We start from the raw sequence: 18,632 nt of genomic DNA, 5'->3' as shown, positions 1-18,632 counted from the left end.
AAAAAACAAACAAGCCCGTATCATTTACGGCTTGTTTTTTGCTTAGCACATTTGTAGAAATAAACGGCTTCTTTTAATAAGTTAATTTGACTATCAATTTCTGCTCGGTAGCAGGCATAGAGCAATTTATTTTGCTTTTCTTTTTTTAAGATGGTTAATTCACGCTCAAATAGCTCGATCTCCCTTACAATCATTGTATAACCTTCTTTCTGACTCTCTACTACTCTATCATACCTGCCTTTCTCTTACTTTAAACCATAAATTTTAATTATAAGTAAATCGCCATTCTAACCATATCCACTGCTTGTATACCGTTCTCCCAAATCGCTTCCTCATAATGTCGTAAAAAGAAACCACGATCAATCCATTCCAACCGAAATCCACATTTTTGATAAAGGGCTATTTGGTGTATCCCCGAGTTAGATGTTCCGATTTCGACCGTTTTATAACCAGCTTGTTTCGCCGTTTCAATGGCATGTTGTACAAGCGCTTTTCCAAATCCATTACCGTGTAACGCTTCCTTTACAGCTACATTGACAATTTCAATGGTCTCTGGCCTCGTTTGAATTATTACATAGCAACCAATATGTTCGCCCTTTTGTTCACACACATAGCAAAGACCTTGCTTCATATAGCTATCAACAATTTTTTTGTTAGGATCTGCTAACAACAATAGATCATACGGTACGGCTTCATCTTGATGTAACTTTCTAATTATCATTGTTCGTTCACTCCACTTTTCATTCGTTTTGTCCATTTTTTCTTAACAGCGATCGTGCAAAATAACAACACAACACCTATTAAAAGGAACCATTCCGTTCCTCCGGCAATAAAACCCTCCATTAACAAAAAGAGTGCCATTAAATAAAGGCCGTTGCCGATAAAAGTTGCAAAGAGAAAGGTTTTTACTGTTATACGACTACTTCCGGCAGCTACGTTAATGAGGCTTGAAGGCATTACAGGAACAAGCCGACTTGTTAACACAACCCAAAAACCGTTCTTCTCAATAGCTTGAACCCAATTTTTTCGAACTTTCTGCTGAAAGACATGTTGTAACCAGTAACGGTACAAACAAAAGGATAATAAACTGGCTATAATGCTTGTACCAAGACTCCACGCATAAGCAAGCCAAAATCCTAATAAGAGATAGTTAAAAATCAGGATTAAAGCTAGAGGAATAACGGTTAAAATGCTCTGAACCAGCAATAAGACAAAAGACAGGGATAATAAAAACGGCATTGATTGTTGAAATAACTCACTTGTTTCAAGACCCTCACCTGTTCGTAACTCTGATACCCAACTTGACTGAGCGACTAGAACGATTGATAGGATGATTAGAATGGCTGTGGCTACTTTTATGATCATGGCACTCTACTTTCCTTACTTGTTTTTCTTTTATTAAGAGAATTAGAAGACGCTAAACACCGTTGCCACAGCTACAATAAACAACAGGTAGCCAAATGCAAACAATAAATTTTTCTGAATGATTGAATACGGATTTGCCTGCAATTGCATTGCTAAGATGGTAGGCGTTATATTAAATGGTCCAATCATGACTGTACTCAATCCCACTCCAATTAAAAGTACACTCACGCCATATGGATGCACAACCATCGCCTCAGCTAAAAAAGGTGAAAAGATAGCAATAGATATTAAAGGATGAAATCCAATTAATGCAAAACTAAAGATACATAAGGCAATAAGGAGATAGAATAATAGAATAGGACCAGTCTCGTAAACATAGGAGAAAAACAAATCCATTTGATCAAATAACGTCGTGTATGGAAACACTTCTACAAAAAAGCCAGCCGCCAAAAATAAAAAGAACAATCCATGGAGCTGAGTGGTGTTTCCTTTTACATATGCAGAGCTTAAAAGCAAAAAACGGTTTCCTTTTTTAATGAAAAATGCCCATAAAAATGTAAATGGAATAATTAATACTGTAACCGAAAATAGAAACGATTGAGGAATAAGCGTATTTAAGGTTAAAAGAACGACGATAAAGCAAGTAATGGCAAACCCTAGTTCTAGTAATTTCTTTCTTAACTGCGCCGGGTTATGGGTTCCCTCAACAGCTGCTTTTAAATCAATATGCTGTAATTGTCGATTATGTATAAACCAGTCAAGTGAGATAAACAAAATACTAATTGCTAGCAGGGTTGGAAACAACAGCAAGTAACTCGTTCCAGTCATATCAATTGTTGAAGCAACAAGAACTTCCGTTGGACTCCATAGGAGCACGAGTCCATACGCACGTAAAATACTATGTGCAAAAAAACGTTGAATGAATGCATCCTTTAACTGAGACACTTGGGCTCTGACCGTTGAAACAACTACTGGAACTGTTGCTACATTCAAAAACAACGTCAACATATAGGTCATCAATGATGTACGTCGATATAATCGAACCATTGTTAGTTGTGGTGGCTTACGAATCATTTGACCAAGAGCTCGATCGTATTTTCCAACCGCGATAATCGTACTCATATATGGCAATACAAATAATAAAGCTAATAAGCTTGTCATCGAACCAAATAAGGAAAGAAACGCTCTTTCTTGAGGAACATAAAGAAAAGCACAAATGAGACCAACAAAAAAGAAAGTCGTTCCTGCCCAAAAATATAAACGTTTCACTTTAAAAAAGTTCAATCCAATGATTACAATGGCCAAGCTACCGATGATACTTTGAATGACAATGTGGTCGTAAAATTCACTTGTGACGTGCAGTAAGATTAAACTAAGGTACAAATAAAAAATGGCACTCTCCTACTTTCGCCTGTTAAGAATCTAAGTAAAAGTATACCATCTTTTAAAAGAATATATGGAAGTTATGCATTTATTCAGTAGATTGACGATGACTCTCCTCAAAAAAAAGAAGAGAATGGGTGCAGTCATTCTCCTCTCCTACATAGGTTTTCTACGTGATTTCAAAAAATCCTCTTCCCAATTATTAACCGGCATATTCGCGTCGTTTGTTCCACTGTTCTACTTCTAACATACGAATAGACCCATTCGCTTTACTGTATTGAATCGTTGCCCTTAAACGTTTTTTCCCCTTTATTTGATAAGCCGCAAAATAAAATGAGTTTGGATCATCTTCAAGGAATTCTACTCCATCTGGAAACTGCTTTAGTAATGAAAGAATAAGACGAGACCAACTTGCTTCATGTTCATTTAGCGCAAGTAGGACAATAAGGCGTTTGTTGCAAAAGGTAGCACCATCATATTTTCGAATGTTATACAATTTGCCATCTCCAGCTCGAAAGATCCAATCCTCTTCTGTCTCTGAATGTAACGTCGTCTTTATTTGTAAAAATCCTTCCAGACATTGTTGCGCTTCATGTGTTGATTGAACATTCATGACCACACCGCCTTTATCCGTCTTCTTCCTTTCATTAGCCTATTCCCTCTCACCATTGTTTCTCCTGCCTTGTCGACGAAACCTCTAATAACGTGTCAACGTTCTTCGTTTTTTGCAGACTTCATAACCATTCCGAGTGTTTAACACTGGAAATTAAGGCTATAAATTAATAGGAGGTGAAATGAGGATGGAGGAGTACCACTCAACGAGTAAAAGCGAAATTTGGTGGCGAATTGAAGTCATTGCTTGGGTTCCTTTTTTCATAACAATGATTGTTAGCTTTCTACTTACGTTTCATTTCGGCTTGCTAGATCAGACAATCTTTACAACGATTGCACTTATTCGCGCCATTACATTCATTGTTGCCCTTATACCGAAGACCATTAAGTGCTATTACTTAGGCTTAAAAAGAACATATGCATATGGAAGCCTTGCCTTACTTCTTGTACTCGATCTTCTTTATGGCATTTTCTTTAATCCTCTATAAAGAAAAGCACCTCGCTAACGCTTAGGTGCCACAGTACGTGATATATGGTGTCTTGCTTTTCGATACTTGCGCAAACCTTTTTGATGTCTCAGTCTCTTTGTATGGATCTTGAATCGCTTTAACGAAAGCACGTAGTAATGTGTTGTCGTTATTGTTTTCAACAGCTTCTAACACTTGTTCCACGTGTTCATTTCGAGGAATGATAAAAGGATTTACACTTAGCATTTGGTTTTGAATGTCACTCCTACTCCTTGACTGTTGATCCACGCGGTTCTCCCACTCTTTTTTCCATGCCTGACAGTGTTCTTCGTTTTCGACAGATGCAGGAAGCGTTCCCTCTGTACTTAATTGTCTAAACGTGAGCGTATAATCGAGCTTATGTTCAGCCATCATTTTGAGCAACCTATCAATTAGTGAGCGATCTTCTTTCTGTTCATTATCAATAAGGCCTACTTTTTTTCTCATCCCCTTTAACCAGTAGCTTGTATACAACGGTGTAAAGGTTTCAATTGCTTGTTGAGCCAACTGGACGGCAGTTTCTTTATTATTTGCTAATAAAGGAATGAGCGCTTCTGCTAATCTAGCGAGATTCCAATTTGCCATATAGGGCTGGTTTCCATATGCGTAACGCCCTTGTCTGTCAATAGAGCTAAATGTTCTCATTGGATCGTACTGATCAAGAAATGCGCACGGCCCATAGTCTATGGTTTCGCCACTAATAGCCATATTATCTGTATTCATAACACCATGAACGAAACCAACCAATTGCCAATTCGCTATTAAGTGCGCTTGTTTATCAATTACCTGACATAAGAAAGCAAGATACGGATTCTTTTCCTCGCTAACAGCATGCTCATGCCGATAGATGGTATAATCTGCTAAGGCTTTAAGGTCAGAAACGTCCCCTCGTGCAGCTGCATATTGAAACGTACCAACCCGAATATGGCTTTTCGCTATTCTTGTCAACACAGCACCTGGCAAACGCGTTTCCCGTTGCACTACCTGACCTGTTTTCACCACAGAAAGACTCCGCGTTGTTGGAATGCCTAAACCATTCATTCCCTCACTCACCAAGTATTCTCTTAGCATAGGACCGAGTGCTGCCCGACCATCTCCCCCGCGTGAAAAAGTTGTTCTTCCAGACCCTTTTAATTGGACATCATAACGCTCACCTTTTGGTGTTACGTGTTCTCCAAGCAGCAAAGCTCGACCATCGCCAAGCATGGTAAATTGACCAAACTGATGACCAGCATACGCTTGCGCAATTCCTTCGCTTCGATGTGGAATCCGATTTCCCGCTAGCCAATCAAGTCCCATGTCTGTGCTTGGGATCGTCTCATCAATCGATCGCTCTTTTGCTAATTTATGATTAAAGATAACCACTTCTGGCTTCGGTACGGGATTTGTTTGTTGAAGACTATAAAAAGTAGCTGGTAACGTTCGATAACTATCTTCTAATGGCCACTCTTTTATTTTCTGAGACTCCTTCATCATCTTGTCCCCTTTTTAAATACGTTGTATAATGCCATCTAACCATAACCTCTACTGCCAATCAAGTTGAACTAAATAAATTACCCGTCATACAAAAAAGTAAACCTTTTTTTCGTAAAAAGTGATCCAAACCATTGATTCGTACGTTCTCTTTATAAGAAAGCTTTCCATGCCTTTTTATTTGGCTTTTCTCGACAAATACATGTAAAATCAGCAAAGAGCTATTATTCCGATTTTTATGTTCCTAAATCGAGATCAAGTAAAAAAGGAGAATATGATGTCCGAACATGATGTACAGCTTTATAAAAAGCTTAGGCGCGGAGAAAAAGAAGCCCTTGAACAGATGTATGACAAGTACAGCAAACTTCTCTTTTCTTTTAGCTTCAAAATGACGCAAGAGAAACAATTAGCAGAAGAAATTGTTCAAGAAGTCTTTATAAAAGTGTGGACACAGAAGAGTTCTTATGATGAAACAAAAGGTAAATTCTCTAGCTGGTTACTCACTATGACACGTAATACAGTTATTGACCATCACCGAAAAAAGCGAGAAATCGCTTCAGAAACCGCAACGAAAGAAATGACAGAAGACCCTGGTCCAAGTGTAGAGGATCAAGTTGAATGGAAAGAAAAACGCGCTGTCGTAAAAAAAGCCATCAGTCAATTAAAACCAGAACAACAAAAAGTTATTACCTTATTTTATTATCAAGGCTTATCACAGCAAAAAATTGCTGATTCGTGTAATCTTCCCTTAGGTACAGTAAAAGGAAGGTTACGGCTTGCTTTAAAACATCTGAAAACTACGATCCAAGACATAGAACAGAATGGAGGGATCATTCATGAGTGATAAGTGTACTCATTTAATTGACTACGTTAACGGACAGTTGACTGATACAGAAACGAAAGAATTTGAAGCTCACTTTAAAACTTGTTCAACATGCGAAGAAGAATTAAATGAAATCAGAGCGCTTACGGATGACTTAGGGTTTGATGTAGATCCAGTTGAACCTCCACCTGAAATGAAAGAACGGATACTTTCAGCTGCGTTTGCAGAAAAAGCGCCAGTTGAATCTCAATCCTCAGACGGTAAGAAACCAATTGCAGTAGGATCTACAACAAACAAACAAGAACAACATATACAAAAAAGAAAAAAGAAAGCAAATTGGCTTATCCCAGCAATGGCTGCGGCGCTCTTCCTTTCTTTAATTGGGAATATCTATACAGTGAGTCAACTTGGTGAACCTGATGATGTAGCAATCGAACCAAGCATAACCGTTGATTCTTTGGTTCAACGGTTAAACTTACAACCAGCAGCAGAGACGATTCCATTTCAAGCTACAGCTTCGTTTGTCAATAAAGATCATTATCAACAACTAGTCGTTGAAGCCGAACAACTCTCTCAACCAGAGGATACACAAGTATACCAAGTATGGTTGTTAAAAGATGGTGAACCATATCGAGCTGGTACATTTACTCCAGCCGAAGACGGGAGCGGTATCTCTACATTCGACATTGATCCAGAGATGGGTTACGATACCATTGCGATTACAATAGAACCTGATGAAACAAGCGAGACACCTGAAGGCGACATTGTGCTAGTAGAAGAATTATAATTGCCTCCTGCCACTCAATACGTGTGGCAGGTTTTTTTATGCAAAAAAAGTTTTTTAAAAAAAAGTGATCCATTTTGACATCTCTTGCGTTAGCTTAGTGAAATCAAAACAAAAAGGAGTGTTTCAAAATGAAAATAAAAAAAGCATTAATACCCGTACTAGGTGCATCATTAATTGCCCCATCATTTGTCCAAGGAGCTCAAGCACAAGAAAGCATGTCACAAGTAACGACACCAGCAGTTGAATTAAGAGGAACACTCGACCACCTTTTATCTGAACACTTTGCCCTTGCTGTTCTTTCTATGCAAAAGCAATATGATGGTGACGATGGCGCTGAAGCCGCACAAGAAGCACTTATGCAAAATGCAGCGGATATGAAACCTGCTATCGCATCATTATATGGCGATGAAGGCGCTGAAGAATTTGACCGCATCTTCTCAGGACATAATGAATACACCGCTGATTATGTTCAAGCAGTAAAAGATGGCGATACAGAAGCACAGGAAGAAGCTTCTAAAATGATTGATGAATTTTACGTAGAGTTTGGTGAATTTCTTGAAGGCGCAACAGAAGGCGCACTTCCAAGTGATGCAGCTATTGAAGTATTAGACATTCATGAACAACAAGTAGAAAATGCGTTTAATGCGTACGTGGAAGGCGATTATGAAACAGCCTACATGACGTACCGTGAAGGCCTATCACATATGTTTGATATCAGTGCTGCATTATCAAATGCCATCGTTGAACAAAACCCAGAGATGTTTGAAGGAACAACACCTTTAACAGACGCTGGAAACTTACGATCTGATTTAAGTAATCTTGTTGCCGAACATTTTGCCTTAGCAACCCTTTCTATGTCAAAAGAATTTAAAGATAGCGAAGATTTCGATTTCGTTAGCTGGGCAGAGGATGAAAATACAGCCGACTTAAAAGCAACTATTGCGTCTGTATACGGTGATGAAGGCGGCGAGCAATTCGAACAAATTTGGCAAGGAAATCACATTTTAGCTCAAAGTGAATACGTAAATGCTGTAAAAAATGAAGATGATGAAGCAAAAGAGGCTGCAAAAAACAAGCTAAGTACATTTGCTGATGAGTTCGGTACATTTCTAGACGCAGCAACTGAAGGCATTTTACCAGCAGCTGATGCTACAGAACTTGTTAACATGCACGAAGATCAAGTATTTACAACCTTTGACCGTTATACAGAAGGTGACTATGCTGGATCATTTGAAACATTCAGAGAAGGCTATGCCTTTACATTCGACATTGGTTCAGGCTTAGCTGGTGCCATTGTTGAGCAAAACCCGGATCTGTTTGAAGAGGAAGCTGCAATGCCTGAAATGCCACAAACAGGTATGGGTGGAAGCCAGCAAGGTATTTCTCTACAATGGATGGCATGGATTCTAGCAGGAGCTACAGTCGCATTCACTGGTTATTTTGGAGTACGTAAATTTCGTACGAATGCTTAATAATTTAAATGAGTAAATGTTGGCTCAAGAACGGATAAAAAACGCGTTCGACGGCGCTTTACGTAAATAGCATGTGTCTGAAGTCTCTTCAGCAAAATTTAAGGCTTCCTGTTTTACTAGTAAACTCACTCATTGCTCTAGAGCAATGAGTGATGTTGTTCTAGTGCTGTAGCGAAAGCATCGTCGTTAACGCTTTTTACATTTTTTAAGGAGGATGATCTGTCGTGCAAATTAGACCACTTCTTGTACTCTTTCTTTCCCTGCTCACACTTATCGGTTGTAGCACCTCTGCTGAAGAATCTTCCTCTTCTTCACCTGTTACACAAAATGAAATAGAGCCACCTGTCCACCTTGATCAGGAACAAACAATTGCAGAAGAATTCGCGATCAATGCTGACAAGATTGAAGAGGCTTATCATGAATTAAACAAACAAAGCGAGCTTTTCCCTTCTAAATTAAGAATCCCTGCATTGGATGTTGAAGCGCCTATTACAGAAGTAGGTCTTTTAGAAAATGGTCAAATGGGCGTTCCTGACAATGGAACAGATGTCGGCTGGTACGAACCAGGAACAAAGCCAGGTGGACGTGGTAATGCTGTGCTGGCGGGGCATGTTGATGATAAGAATGGACCTGCAGTATTTTTTTATTTAGGTGATTTAGAAGAAAATCAATCGATCTTTGTCACAGATGATAACGGAGAAGAATTAGAATTCACTGTTGATCGTATAGAAAAATATCCTTATAACGATGCACCACTAACAGAAATTTTTGGTTCTACCAATCACAAGCAACTAAATTTAATTACGTGTACCGGCACATTTGATCGACAGAGCGGTAATCATGATGAACGACTTGTTGTGTATACTTCGTTAGTAGAAGAAACAGATAGCGAAAATCCGCCTGACGAACCGACAGAATTAACCGTTCAAGGAAACTTATTATCGTGGTATGCCGTTCGAGATGATTACATTGCAGGCTATCGTGTGTATGAAGTAAGTGAGAACGGAAAAGAAACGCTTGTAGCGAGTGTTTCACAACAAGAACGAAAATCATTTTTAATTGAAAAAGGCAACGCCCGCTATACCGTCAAAACTGTTGATTATTTTGGGAATGAATCCAAACAAGCACAAGAAAAAGGAGACGCCTAAAACGATCTCCTTTTTTGAGTCTTTATAAAGTTGCTCGCTCTTCATTGGTAAATACTCTTGATCTCGTTAAAAACCGCTTTCCTTCTGGTCCTTCTACTGAAAACATCCCGCCACGACCATCAACAACATCAACAATAATCTGCGTATGTTTCCAATAGTCGTACTGAACTTTGCTCATATAAAAAGGTGTACCGGCAATCGTACCAAGTAGGATATCACTATCTCCGACAAGAAACTCTCCTTCTGGATAACACATCGGCGAACTGCCATCACAACACCCACCTGACTGATGAAACATAAGGGGACCATGCTTTTCTTTTAATTGTTCTAAAAAGGCGATTGCTGTTTCTGTTGCTGTGACTTTCTCAACCACGCGCTCATCTCCTCTTCATTAAACGAATTAGAAAAGCCCCATTGGACTCGTGCCATAGCTGACAAGCAAGTTCTTTGTCTGCTGATAATGGTCCAGCATCATTTTATGATTTTCCCGACCAATACCTGAATTTTTATACCCTCCGAATGCAGCGTGAGCAGGATAGGCATGATAACAATTCGTCCAAACTCGTCCCGCTTCAATATTTCTCCCTAAGCGGTAAGCTTGATTCATATTCCTCGTCCAAACACCTGCACCTAACCCATACAGTGTGTCATTGGCAATGTCTAACGCCTCTTCATCTGATTTAAAGGTTGTCACTGAGACGACCGGTCCAAAGATCTCTTCTTGGAAAATACGCATGTTATTTGTTCCTTTAAAGACGGTTGGCTGAATGTAATAACCGTTTTCACTACCATCAACTTTATTTTGCTCCCCACCTGTTAAGACTTCAGCACCTTCTTGCTTGCCAATATCAATGTAGGAGAGGATTTTTTCCATTTGTTCAGAAGACGCCTGAGCTCCCATCATTGTTTCTGTATCAAGTGGATTGCCAATTTTGATTTCGTTCACTCGTTTGAGCGCTCGTTCCATAAAAGCATCATAGATGGATTCATGAATTAACGCTCTAGATGGACATGTGCATACCTCACCTTGATTTAAGGCGAACATAACAAAACCCTCTACTGCTTTATCTAAAAACTCATCGTCTTCATCCATAATATCTTTAAAGAAGATATTTGGCGACTTACCACCTAATTCAAGGGTTACTGGAATGATATTTTGTGACGCGTACTGCATAATTAAACGCCCAGTTGTTGTCTCCCCAGTAAAAGCAATTTTCGCAATACGCGGATTCGACGCAAGCGGTTTTCCTGCTTCTACCCCAAAACCGTTCACAACATTCACAACCCCCTTTGGCAAGAGGTCTTCAATTAATTCAAGTAACACCATGATTGAGGCAGGGGTCTGTTCTGCCGGTTTTAAAACAACACAGTTTCCTGCAGCTAAAGCTGGCGCGAGCTTCCACGTTGCCATTAATAATGGGAAATTCCAAGGGATAATTTGACCAACTACACCTAATGGCTCATGGAAGTGATAAGCGACCGTATCTTCATCAAGCTGACTTAAACTACCTTCCTGTGCTCGAATCGTCGCGGCAAAGTAACGAAAATGATCGACCATTAACGGTATATCAGCCGCTAATGTTTCACGAACTGCTTTTCCATTGTCCCACGTCTCTGCTACTGCAAGCATCTCACTATTTTCTTCAATCCGATCAGCAATTTTATTTAAGAGATTCGCCCGTTCAGCAGGCGGAGTTTTGCCCCATCGATCTTTCGCCTCGTGCGCAGCATCAAGTGCTAGCTCAATATCCTCCGATGTGGAGCGAGCTAAAGTACAGAATACGTCACCAGTTACCGGCGTAACGTTATCAAAATATTGACCCTTTACAGGGGCTATCCATTCACCATTAATAAAATTATCGTACGTTTGCTTAAATGAAACGAGTGAACCTTCTTGATTTGGGTTTGCATAAATCATTCTTATTCCTCCTCTTTCAAATAAAGTAAGCGCTTACAATATAACTGTATTTTACCTTTTGTACAGAATAGAGTCAAAACATTTGATAAACTATTGTTAATATGAAGGAGTGATTTGATTTATGAAAATCTTATGGTTCTGTATGACGCTGATTCCGGGTCCTTTTTTGTTTCATTTTTATGAAACCACTATGCGAAATCATGGTGCCGATATATCGTACTCCTTTATTAACGGGTTTCTTGTTATCTGGTCGATTTTGGCGGGCGTTTTATCCATACGGGCCTCGTTGCGTGTTTTCTTTCTTATGCATAGCTTTATGATTGTTGGCTCCATTATCCTTGCACAGCTCTTTATTATTCCTCCTAATGATAGTTGGTTTAACCCCTTTACCATGAATGTCGTCATTCTGTTATCTGCCCTACCCATCCTATTTGGACAACTAATGACTCGATTGATAACACAGTCACTTTACCGCTTTATAAAGAATAAAAATCTCCCATAAATTTCGCATCCTTTACATGATTTTTGCATATACGTAATTGCGCTAAAGCGTGTATAATAGATGTATCCTAATCGTTTGAGGAGGAATAGTAATGTATCACCTAAAAAGACTTGTAGACGGACAGACTTTTATTTTAAAAAACATCCATTCTGTGACTGATCGGGTATTTGTAGAATTTGAAAATGCCCTTGAATATGCAAAAAAGCTTAATACATTAAACCCTCGTCACCCTTGGTCCGTTGCCAAAATAAATGAACAATAAGTAATAAGCCTGTGAAAGAACCATACATATGTCTACACAAACTAGAATGTAACGTATTCTAGTTTTTTTCTCTAAAAGCGCTTTTGTCAAAAACTTTTTATCATAAGAGTTGCTTCTAAAGACGACTTGGGTCTTCATGAATTGTTTTAACACTCTTTTTCACGCGTAGAAACACTGTCGCGAGTGCACTCACCTTTTTATGTCACAGGAGGTTCGACTTAATGGTTTCACTTCCCTCGCATTTAAATACCTTTTTCACATACAAAGAAATCAATTTTATAGGTGATGAATTAAAAAACAAGCATCGTATAACGTTTCATAACGATCAATTTTTTATAAAAGCTTCTCGACATGAAGATTTAGAGTCTTTTAAATTAATTGAACATGAAATTTTTGTTTATAACTATTTAAAAAACCATCTCGACAACATTCCTCCTATTATTTGGTGCTTTGAAGACTCTTCATTAAGTATGTTTATAATCGCTTATTTAAAAGATTTTCCATTAGCTACTAAAAGGGACGCATATTGCTTAAAAGACTCAGTAAATTTAAAACTAATTATAGAGAAAATAAACACCATCTCTAATATCCCCATCCCCGCAAAATGGAATTTTAATGATAACAGACAAGAAAAAATGGAACGCTACATCTTTAATGTTCAGGATTTCCTAGCAACATCTATCAAACAAAAGCTAACATCGCTTTTAAAGACAACGCCAGCCAACACTAAACTTGTGTTTTCTCATGGAGATTTATTACCGATGAACATTCTTTACTCTACCACCGAAATCACCTTTATTGATTGGGAGTGGGCAGGGATACGTTCAAAGAATTATGATAAGACACTCTTCTTGTTATTTTCACATGAACCATCTCAAATAATCACAAGTTACAATCTTATAGAAGAGTCTATTTTGTGGGACACTTTGTTTATATCGCTCAGAGAACTTAATAATTTAAACCGTTTAAAACATCTACCTTTATTTGAAAAAAACATCCCTAAATGGATAAAAGCAGTAAGTGTAACGTTAGAATCATAGATAAGAAACCTTAAAGAAGCTTAATCGTTATTATGACGCAAAACTTTCCATTTAAATCTTCGTCCTATCAACGCGCAGGGTATCTGAAAATGACGTAATTATTTTGGTCAACTCATACATTATCGCTATCTAAGTAGGAACAAATTCGTTCTGCTAGTAATATAGGCGAGTGCCGAAACGCATCAACCGTGCTCCCTGCTAAATGGGCGGTTAATGTGACATTATCTAGTGCGAGAAAACGACTGTCTTTTGTTAAAGGCTCATAGTCAAACGTATCTAGAGCTGCACCAGCTATGACGTTTTCTTGCAAAGCTCTTATCAGCTCCCCTTCTTTTACAAGGCCAGAACGAGCGGTATTAATTAAGATCGCCGTCTGTTTCATTTGCTCAAACTGTTCATAGCCTAACATCCCCTTTGTTTCTGCTGTTAGCCGACCATGTAAACTGACGACATCAGAAGCCTTTAACAATTCTATTAACTCCACTTGGGTACACGTTGTTTCACCATTAAAATATGGGTCATAAAATATAATCTTTGTGCCAAATCCACTTAAATAGTTTGCCACAAGCTGACCGATGTGACCAAACCCGATGATCCCGACTGTTCGCCGCCCTAATTCTGGGATGTGGTCCTGGTTGGCAAAGTCTTTTTGCCAATTTCCTTTCATGATCGAAGCATGAGAACGACCGATGTTTCGCATCTCTGCAATAATCATTCCAACCGTAAATTCTGCTACGCTTCGTGCATTTCGACCTGATGCATTTAATATTTTGATGCCTCTTGCTTCTGCTTCCACTACATCAATATTTTCAACCCCTCCTCGTAGCACACCGATGAGAGATACGTTTTGTGCTGCTGCAAGAACGGAACGGTTCAAAGGTGCGAACTGCGTTAAAATGATGTCATATTGATCGATGTCATAAGTAATGGAATTTGGCAATGAAACAGCGTCAGAGCCTTTTTGTTCAATTAATACATTATCCTTTTGTAAGTCCTCTACTTGATCATGGTGCCACTTACGTATGGTTAATTCAATGCCTTTTTGTTCAAGACTAGCTAGCCCTTCCTTCATTACATGCTCGGAGATTAACAAATCAGCAATAGCCAAACATTTCATATCTCCACCCCTTAGACGTTGTTAATGCATTAACATTCCACCTGTAGCATCAAACGTTGAACCGGTTACATAATTGGCTTTTTCTGATACTAAAAAGGTTGCAATCTCTGCCATTTCTCGTGGTTGAGCTACACGACCAATGGGAATTCTATTCAAATAATACTCTTCTTTTTTTTGTAAAGATTTTCGAATCATGTCTGTTTCCACAATGCCTAATGCGAGATTATTTACAGTAATTCTATCTTTTGCATGTTCTCTCGCTAACGATTTAGCAAATCCTAGTATGCCAGATTTGCTTGCGGCATAATGAGCATGCCCTGTAGTTGAACCATGAAAGGCCGCTTGAGAAATAATATTTAACAGTGTTCCTGGACGCTTTTGATGCACACAGTGTTGAACAAACAGCTGGCTTAATAAAAAAACACTTGTTAAATTCGTTTGTAAGGTTTCATTCCACTCATGTAAAGACATGTCTTTAATGTAACGAGTTGGCCAAACAGCAGCATTGTTTATTAAAATGTGAACAACTCCGAAATAAAATGCCTGTTCAACCGTCTCTTCGATGCTTTTTGTGTCAGCAAGATCCATTTGCACAGCGTTGGCCACTTGACCCTTCTCTCTAATCGCTTTTACAACTTCGTCTGCTTTTTCCTTATGTCCATGGTAGGTTATTGTTACCTTCGCTCCTTCATCCGCTAAACATAAAGCCATTTCTCTTCCAACCCCTCTTGAACCACCAGTAACAATGGCATGCTTTCCTTGTAAGCCTAGATTCATTGTTTTACTCCTAACGCCCAAACATCCGCCATCTTCTCAACCGTCTCTTGGTAGCGCTTAAATTTTTGTTCGTAAATAGTGGCTTTTACTTGATTGGGCTGAATGGTTGTTTTCACTTGAACCATAGCTTCAGAAGCTTGTTGAATAGACTCATATTCACCAGCCATCACAGCCGCACACATAGCCGTTCCAAGTGTTCCATGCTCTTGTACATTAATAACCTCTACCGGTAACTGCAAGACATCTGCAAACAGTTGAACCCAAACATCTGATTTTGTTACTCCACCTGCAAGCCGAACGACCGTTGGCTTTTCCCTAAATTGAAGCAAGCGCTCAACATGCGCCATATGACTAAAAACTACACCTTCATAAATGGCACGTAAGAGGTGTGCTCGCTGGTGCCAGCTCAACAGTCCAATAAAGCAGGAACTGGCATGAGATACTGCATTTGAGCCAAATAAAAATGGCAAAAACAGTAGCTCACTTTCTTCTGGTTCTGTTTGAGAAACAAGCTCATTGCAAAGAGGGTAAATCGATTGATTCTTTGCCTCCGCTTCATTTTTTTCCAACGGCATGCATTGATTGATATACCACTCTAAATTACTCGCTGAGGTTGGACTGGCTTCAGTTGTTAACCAGTATCCATCCATACAATAAATAGACGTCATAAATAAACGTTTATCGACTACTGGCTTTTTTGTAATGTACTCATTAATACTCCAAGTACCAGCAACAATACATAAATGATCTTCCGTTACTAAACCAGATGCAATAGCAGAAGCGGAAATGTCAAACATCCCACCAGCAACCGGTGTTCCAGCTTGTAATCCAGTGAGCTCAGCGACTTCTCCTGTAATCGTACCGCAACAATCTGTAGAACCTCGTAAAGGCGGCAATTTCTCCAATGCGTCCTCTATCCCGAAAAATGCTAATAGCTCTTTGTCATAACGTCGGTCACGAACATTAAGAAGACTTGTACCTGAGGCATCGGTTTGTTCAAAAAAAGCTTCTCCCGTCAACTTATATCGAATGTAATCTTTCACCATGAAAATATAATCTGTTTTCGCATAGACGTCTCTTTCGTTTTCTTTCAACCAAGCTAACAATGCGACTGGCTGACCTGCCCAAACCGATTGCATCGTCTTCGGTAGGATTTCCTTGTCATAGCGAGGGTCCGCTCTCCATTGATGAACGTACTTTTGAGCTCTTTGGTCTGTAGATATGATTCCGTTATACGTCGTCTCTCCTGCTTTATTCATAGCGTATAAGCCATTCCCATGCCCTGTAATAGAAATACCTAATAGTTCAACAGCTGCTATCGCCGAGCGGGTCAGAACCTCACGAATAACAGCAAGATTGGCTTGCCAAAGTTCTTCACAATCTCTCTCTGTATGATAAGGTCTTGGCGTTAACATCTCTGTCTTCCTTACCGCTGTTACAACTTCTTCTCCTTTCAATGAGAACAGCGTAGCTTTCGTCATCGTACCGCCATTATCAATGCCCAATACATATTTCATCATTATCCTCCTTAAAACGTTATGATAACGACTACATGGTTTCTAAGTACATGGTTTGATATAGCTGGTACGCACTCTCTACTGAATCTCTTTTATGAATAAGCGCATTTAGCGCTGCCACCATGGCAACAGGAGACTTATTTTGAACAATGTTTCGTCCGACCGCTACACCCTTGGCACCGTTTGCCAAACAGTGGTTGACAAATGATAAATATGCCTTCACATCATCTGTTTTTGGTCCGCCTAAGGCAAGCACCGGAACTTTGGCATATTGAGCAATTAGCCGATCATCCAGTTCACCTGAATAGCGGGTTTTAATTACATCCGCCCCTAACTCAACCGCCATATTTGCCGCAGCTGCAAGAATAGGTGCATGGTTCGAAGATTCCGTTGTTACTGCATACCCATATGGCAGTGACTCCACTATCAAGGGAACGTTCCATTCATCTGCTTGACTCGCTAATTCTCGCACAGCTTGATGCGTATGCTTTTCATTATGAGCACCTGGAAACGTCATGACAATTACTCCATCTGCACTAAGACGCAGTGCCTCTTTAACACTTAATACAGTGGTTGTATCAGGAACAGAAGCATCAAATACATTTGTTGACATATCTGCTCTCAACATCATCCCAACATCTTGAAATGCGTCTGGATAACGTTTGACCATTCCGTATGTAGCGAGGACTGCATCAAGTCCATGTTTAACGAACGTAGGAATGAGTGGAATTACCTTGTCAATCCCTTCTATTTTTGACGAAAAATAAGAACCGTCTAAAGCCAATGTTAAAGACTTTCCATCTTGGGCAAATACTCTAGCTAGCCTACGCTTCTTTGTCATTTCCCCCTCCAGTTTTTGAAATAGTGCGACTTCAAATCAATGTGTTGATCTTAATAAACTGGACAAATTGATGTCAAGAGCACAATGAAAGGGACAGGTAAATATTTTTGTCAAACTGAAGCTAAAAGAATTACTTGATATGGAAGCCATTACACTAGAAGAATTTGAAGCACAAAAAGCTCAATTACTTCGAACAAACCGTTACTAACTGCTGAACCTTTTTGTAAGGTTCTTTTTTTAGCGCGTTATCTCTATACTCTAAACAGTATAGAGCCTCCTTTTATGATAGAATTTACATGAACGATTTACGTGATATATTCTAAAATTAGGTGATGACATTAAATGATCGCAAAAACAGAAGAAGATTTTAACGGATTAAAAGAGATAGGCCGCATTGTCGCCTCTATAAGAGACGAGCTTGTTCATCAAACAATTCCCGGAATTTCAACGAAAGAGCTCGATCGACTTGCTGGCACTTACTTTGAAAAGGAAGGTGCTGTTTCGGCACCGAAAAGTGAATATCAATTTCCTGGCTTTACGTGTATCAGCGTCAACGATGAAGTGGCGCATGGCATACCTGGTAGCCGCGTTATTCGTGAAGGAGATTTGGTTAACATTGATGTGTCTGGATCGAAAAACGGCTATTTTGCAGACACAGGAATATCGTTTGTAGTTGGAAGAGGCAACAAACAGTTAGAGAAACTATGTAGCGTAGCTAAGCAGGCATTTGAAGAAGGGTTAAAAAAAGCGGTCCCTGGTTCCAAGAAAAGCAGATTAGGTAAAATCGTCAATCAAACAGCTCAAGCAAACGGTTTTACAGTCATAAAAAATTTGACCGGACACGGTATTGGTCGTGCGATTCATGAATCACCTGATCATATTTACAATTACAACGACACTTGGGATGACGAACTTCTTAAAGATGGCATGGTTATTGCCTTTGAGCCATTTATATCCACTTCTGAAGAAGAAGTATTTCAAAAGAACGACGGTTGGACATTCGCAACAAAAAATAGTTATGTTGCTCAATATGAACACACCATTATTCTAACAAAAGCAGGTCCTATCATAACCACTTTGTAAACCATT

The 18,632-nt window shown here is 39.2% G+C and carries 22 protein-coding genes; 10 read left to right on the top strand and 12 right to left on the bottom strand.

Annotation, left to right across the window (positions count from 1 at the left end; genetic code table 11):
• Window positions 1-20 precede the first annotated feature (20 nt).
• The 5 genes from FPV17_RS21805 to FPV17_RS06625 form a co-directional block, all read right to left on the bottom strand.
• On the bottom strand, window positions 21-194 hold the full coding sequence (locus FPV17_RS21805) for a hypothetical protein (protein ID WP_158331936.1): 174 nt from the start codon (window positions 192-194) through the stop codon (window positions 21-23).
• Window positions 195-268: 74 nt separating this feature from the next.
• Window positions 269-721, bottom strand: coding sequence for a GNAT family N-acetyltransferase (locus FPV17_RS06640; protein ID WP_035393160.1), 453 nt, complete (start codon window positions 719-721; stop codon window positions 269-271).
• Window positions 718-1,365 carry a TVP38/TMEM64 family protein gene (locus tag FPV17_RS06635; RefSeq protein ID WP_035393161.1) on the bottom strand — a complete coding sequence of 216 codons (648 nt, stop codon included), beginning with the start codon at window positions 1,363-1,365 and terminating at the stop codon, window positions 718-720. Before FPV17_RS06635 ends, FPV17_RS06640 begins: the two co-directional genes overlap by 4 nt.
• A 42-nt stretch (window positions 1,366-1,407) precedes the next feature.
• The gene (locus FPV17_RS06630) at window positions 1,408-2,748 is read right to left on the bottom strand and encodes a hypothetical protein (RefSeq protein WP_144558564.1); all 1,341 of its coding nucleotides are present in this window, start codon (window positions 2,746-2,748) and stop codon (window positions 1,408-1,410) included.
• Window positions 2,749-2,950: 202 nt separating this feature from the next.
• Window positions 2,951-3,361 carry a hypothetical protein gene (locus FPV17_RS06625; RefSeq protein WP_035393164.1) on the bottom strand — a complete coding sequence of 137 codons (411 nt, stop codon included), beginning with the start codon at window positions 3,359-3,361 and terminating at the stop codon, window positions 2,951-2,953.
• A gap of 187 nt (window positions 3,362-3,548) precedes the next feature.
• Between FPV17_RS06625 and FPV17_RS06620 the strand changes: the two genes are divergently transcribed.
• Window positions 3,549-3,848, top strand: a complete 300-nt coding sequence (locus tag FPV17_RS06620) for a hypothetical protein (RefSeq protein ID WP_035393165.1) — start codon at window positions 3,549-3,551, stop codon at window positions 3,846-3,848.
• A 21-nt stretch (window positions 3,849-3,869) separates the two neighbouring features.
• On the opposite strand, the gene FPV17_RS06615 is transcribed toward FPV17_RS06620, so the two are convergent.
• Window positions 3,870-5,342: a protein adenylyltransferase SelO gene (locus tag FPV17_RS06615; RefSeq protein ID WP_246117147.1), complete on the bottom strand. Its 1,473-nt coding sequence runs from the start codon at window positions 5,340-5,342 to the stop codon at window positions 3,870-3,872.
• A 271-nt stretch (window positions 5,343-5,613) separates the two neighbouring features.
• Between FPV17_RS06615 and FPV17_RS06610 the strand changes: the two genes are divergently transcribed.
• The 4 genes from FPV17_RS06610 (at window position 5,614) to FPV17_RS06595 (ending at window position 9,569) form a co-directional block, all read left to right on the top strand.
• Window positions 5,614-6,183 (top strand): RNA polymerase sigma factor, encoded by a 570-nt coding sequence (locus FPV17_RS06610; protein WP_367614630.1) that lies wholly within the window; start codon window positions 5,614-5,616, stop codon window positions 6,181-6,183.
• Complete coding sequence (locus FPV17_RS06605; RefSeq protein WP_035393167.1) at window positions 6,176-6,949, top strand: anti-sigma factor; 774 nt, start codon at window positions 6,176-6,178, stop codon at window positions 6,947-6,949. The genes FPV17_RS06610 and FPV17_RS06605 overlap by 8 nt, the downstream gene beginning before the upstream one ends.
• 128 nt (window positions 6,950-7,077) lie before the next feature.
• The gene (locus FPV17_RS06600; protein ID WP_186370746.1) at window positions 7,078-8,421 is read left to right on the top strand and encodes a copper amine oxidase; all 1,344 of its coding nucleotides are present in this window, start codon (window positions 7,078-7,080) and stop codon (window positions 8,419-8,421) included.
• Between the two features lie 224 nt (window positions 8,422-8,645).
• Entirely contained in the window at window positions 8,646-9,569 is a 924-nt protein-coding gene (locus tag FPV17_RS06595; protein WP_144558563.1) for a class F sortase, read from the top strand.
• A gap of 22 nt (window positions 9,570-9,591) precedes the next feature.
• Here FPV17_RS06595 and FPV17_RS06590 read toward each other — a convergent pair whose 3' ends face one another.
• Both FPV17_RS06590 and exaC read right to left on the bottom strand, forming a co-directional pair.
• Window positions 9,592-9,942: a DUF779 domain-containing protein gene (locus FPV17_RS06590; protein WP_060705199.1), complete on the bottom strand. Its 351-nt coding sequence runs from the start codon at window positions 9,940-9,942 to the stop codon at window positions 9,592-9,594.
• 27 nt (window positions 9,943-9,969) lie between these two features.
• On the bottom strand, window positions 9,970-11,487 hold the full coding sequence (gene exaC / locus FPV17_RS06585) for an acetaldehyde dehydrogenase ExaC (protein ID WP_144558562.1): 1,518 nt from the start codon (window positions 11,485-11,487) through the stop codon (window positions 9,970-9,972).
• 121 nt (window positions 11,488-11,608) lie between these two features.
• On the opposite strand from exaC, the gene FPV17_RS06580 reads away from it, so the two are divergent.
• The 3 genes from FPV17_RS06580 to FPV17_RS06575 all read left to right on the top strand — a co-directional run bounded on the left by FPV17_RS06580 (window position 11,609) and on the right by FPV17_RS06575 (window position 13,291).
• Window positions 11,609-11,989 carry a hypothetical protein gene (locus FPV17_RS06580; RefSeq protein ID WP_144558561.1) on the top strand — a complete coding sequence of 127 codons (381 nt, stop codon included), beginning with the start codon at window positions 11,609-11,611 and terminating at the stop codon, window positions 11,987-11,989.
• Window positions 11,990-12,080: 91 nt separating this feature from the next.
• Window positions 12,081-12,251 carry a hypothetical protein gene (locus FPV17_RS21800; protein ID WP_158318498.1) on the top strand — a complete coding sequence of 57 codons (171 nt, stop codon included), beginning with the start codon at window positions 12,081-12,083 and terminating at the stop codon, window positions 12,249-12,251.
• A 221-nt stretch (window positions 12,252-12,472) separates the two neighbouring features.
• The gene (locus tag FPV17_RS06575) at window positions 12,473-13,291 is read left to right on the top strand and encodes a phosphotransferase (protein WP_035393172.1); all 819 of its coding nucleotides are present in this window, start codon (window positions 12,473-12,475) and stop codon (window positions 13,289-13,291) included.
• 112 nt (window positions 13,292-13,403) lie between these two features.
• Here the strand turns inward: FPV17_RS06575 and FPV17_RS06570 are convergent, their stop codons facing one another.
• From FPV17_RS06570 to FPV17_RS06555, 4 genes are read right to left on the bottom strand one after another with little or no spacing between them, the layout of a single operon-like run.
• Entirely contained in the window at window positions 13,404-14,408 is a 1,005-nt protein-coding gene (locus FPV17_RS06570) for a 2-hydroxyacid dehydrogenase (protein WP_144558560.1), read from the bottom strand.
• 21 nt (window positions 14,409-14,429) lie between these two features.
• The gene (locus tag FPV17_RS06565) at window positions 14,430-15,185 is read right to left on the bottom strand and encodes an SDR family NAD(P)-dependent oxidoreductase (protein ID WP_144558559.1); all 756 of its coding nucleotides are present in this window, start codon (window positions 15,183-15,185) and stop codon (window positions 14,430-14,432) included.
• On the bottom strand, window positions 15,182-16,702 hold the full coding sequence (locus FPV17_RS06560) for an FGGY-family carbohydrate kinase (RefSeq protein WP_246117146.1): 1,521 nt from the start codon (window positions 16,700-16,702) through the stop codon (window positions 15,182-15,184). Before FPV17_RS06560 ends, FPV17_RS06565 begins: the two co-directional genes overlap by 4 nt.
• 31 nt (window positions 16,703-16,733) lie before the next feature.
• Complete coding sequence (locus tag FPV17_RS06555; protein WP_060705193.1) at window positions 16,734-17,543, bottom strand: class I fructose-bisphosphate aldolase; 810 nt, start codon at window positions 17,541-17,543, stop codon at window positions 16,734-16,736.
• A gap of 103 nt (window positions 17,544-17,646) precedes the next feature.
• On the opposite strand from FPV17_RS06555, the gene FPV17_RS22505 reads away from it, so the two are divergent.
• Together FPV17_RS22505 and map are read left to right on the top strand one after the other, a co-directional pair.
• Entirely contained in the window at window positions 17,647-17,751 is a 105-nt protein-coding gene (locus tag FPV17_RS22505; protein WP_367614636.1) for an SHOCT domain-containing protein, read from the top strand.
• Between the two features lie 134 nt (window positions 17,752-17,885).
• Entirely contained in the window at window positions 17,886-18,626 is a 741-nt protein-coding gene (map, locus tag FPV17_RS06545; protein WP_144558558.1) for a type I methionyl aminopeptidase, read from the top strand.
• Window positions 18,627-18,632: the final 6 nt, after the last annotated feature.

This window comes from Shouchella miscanthi (genome assembly GCF_007725405.1).
GTDB lineage: Bacteria > Bacillota > Bacilli > Bacillales > Bacillaceae_D > Shouchella > Shouchella hunanensis.
Note: the sequence above shows the minus strand (reverse complement) of the source record. Positions and strands in the feature narration are given on the sequence as shown.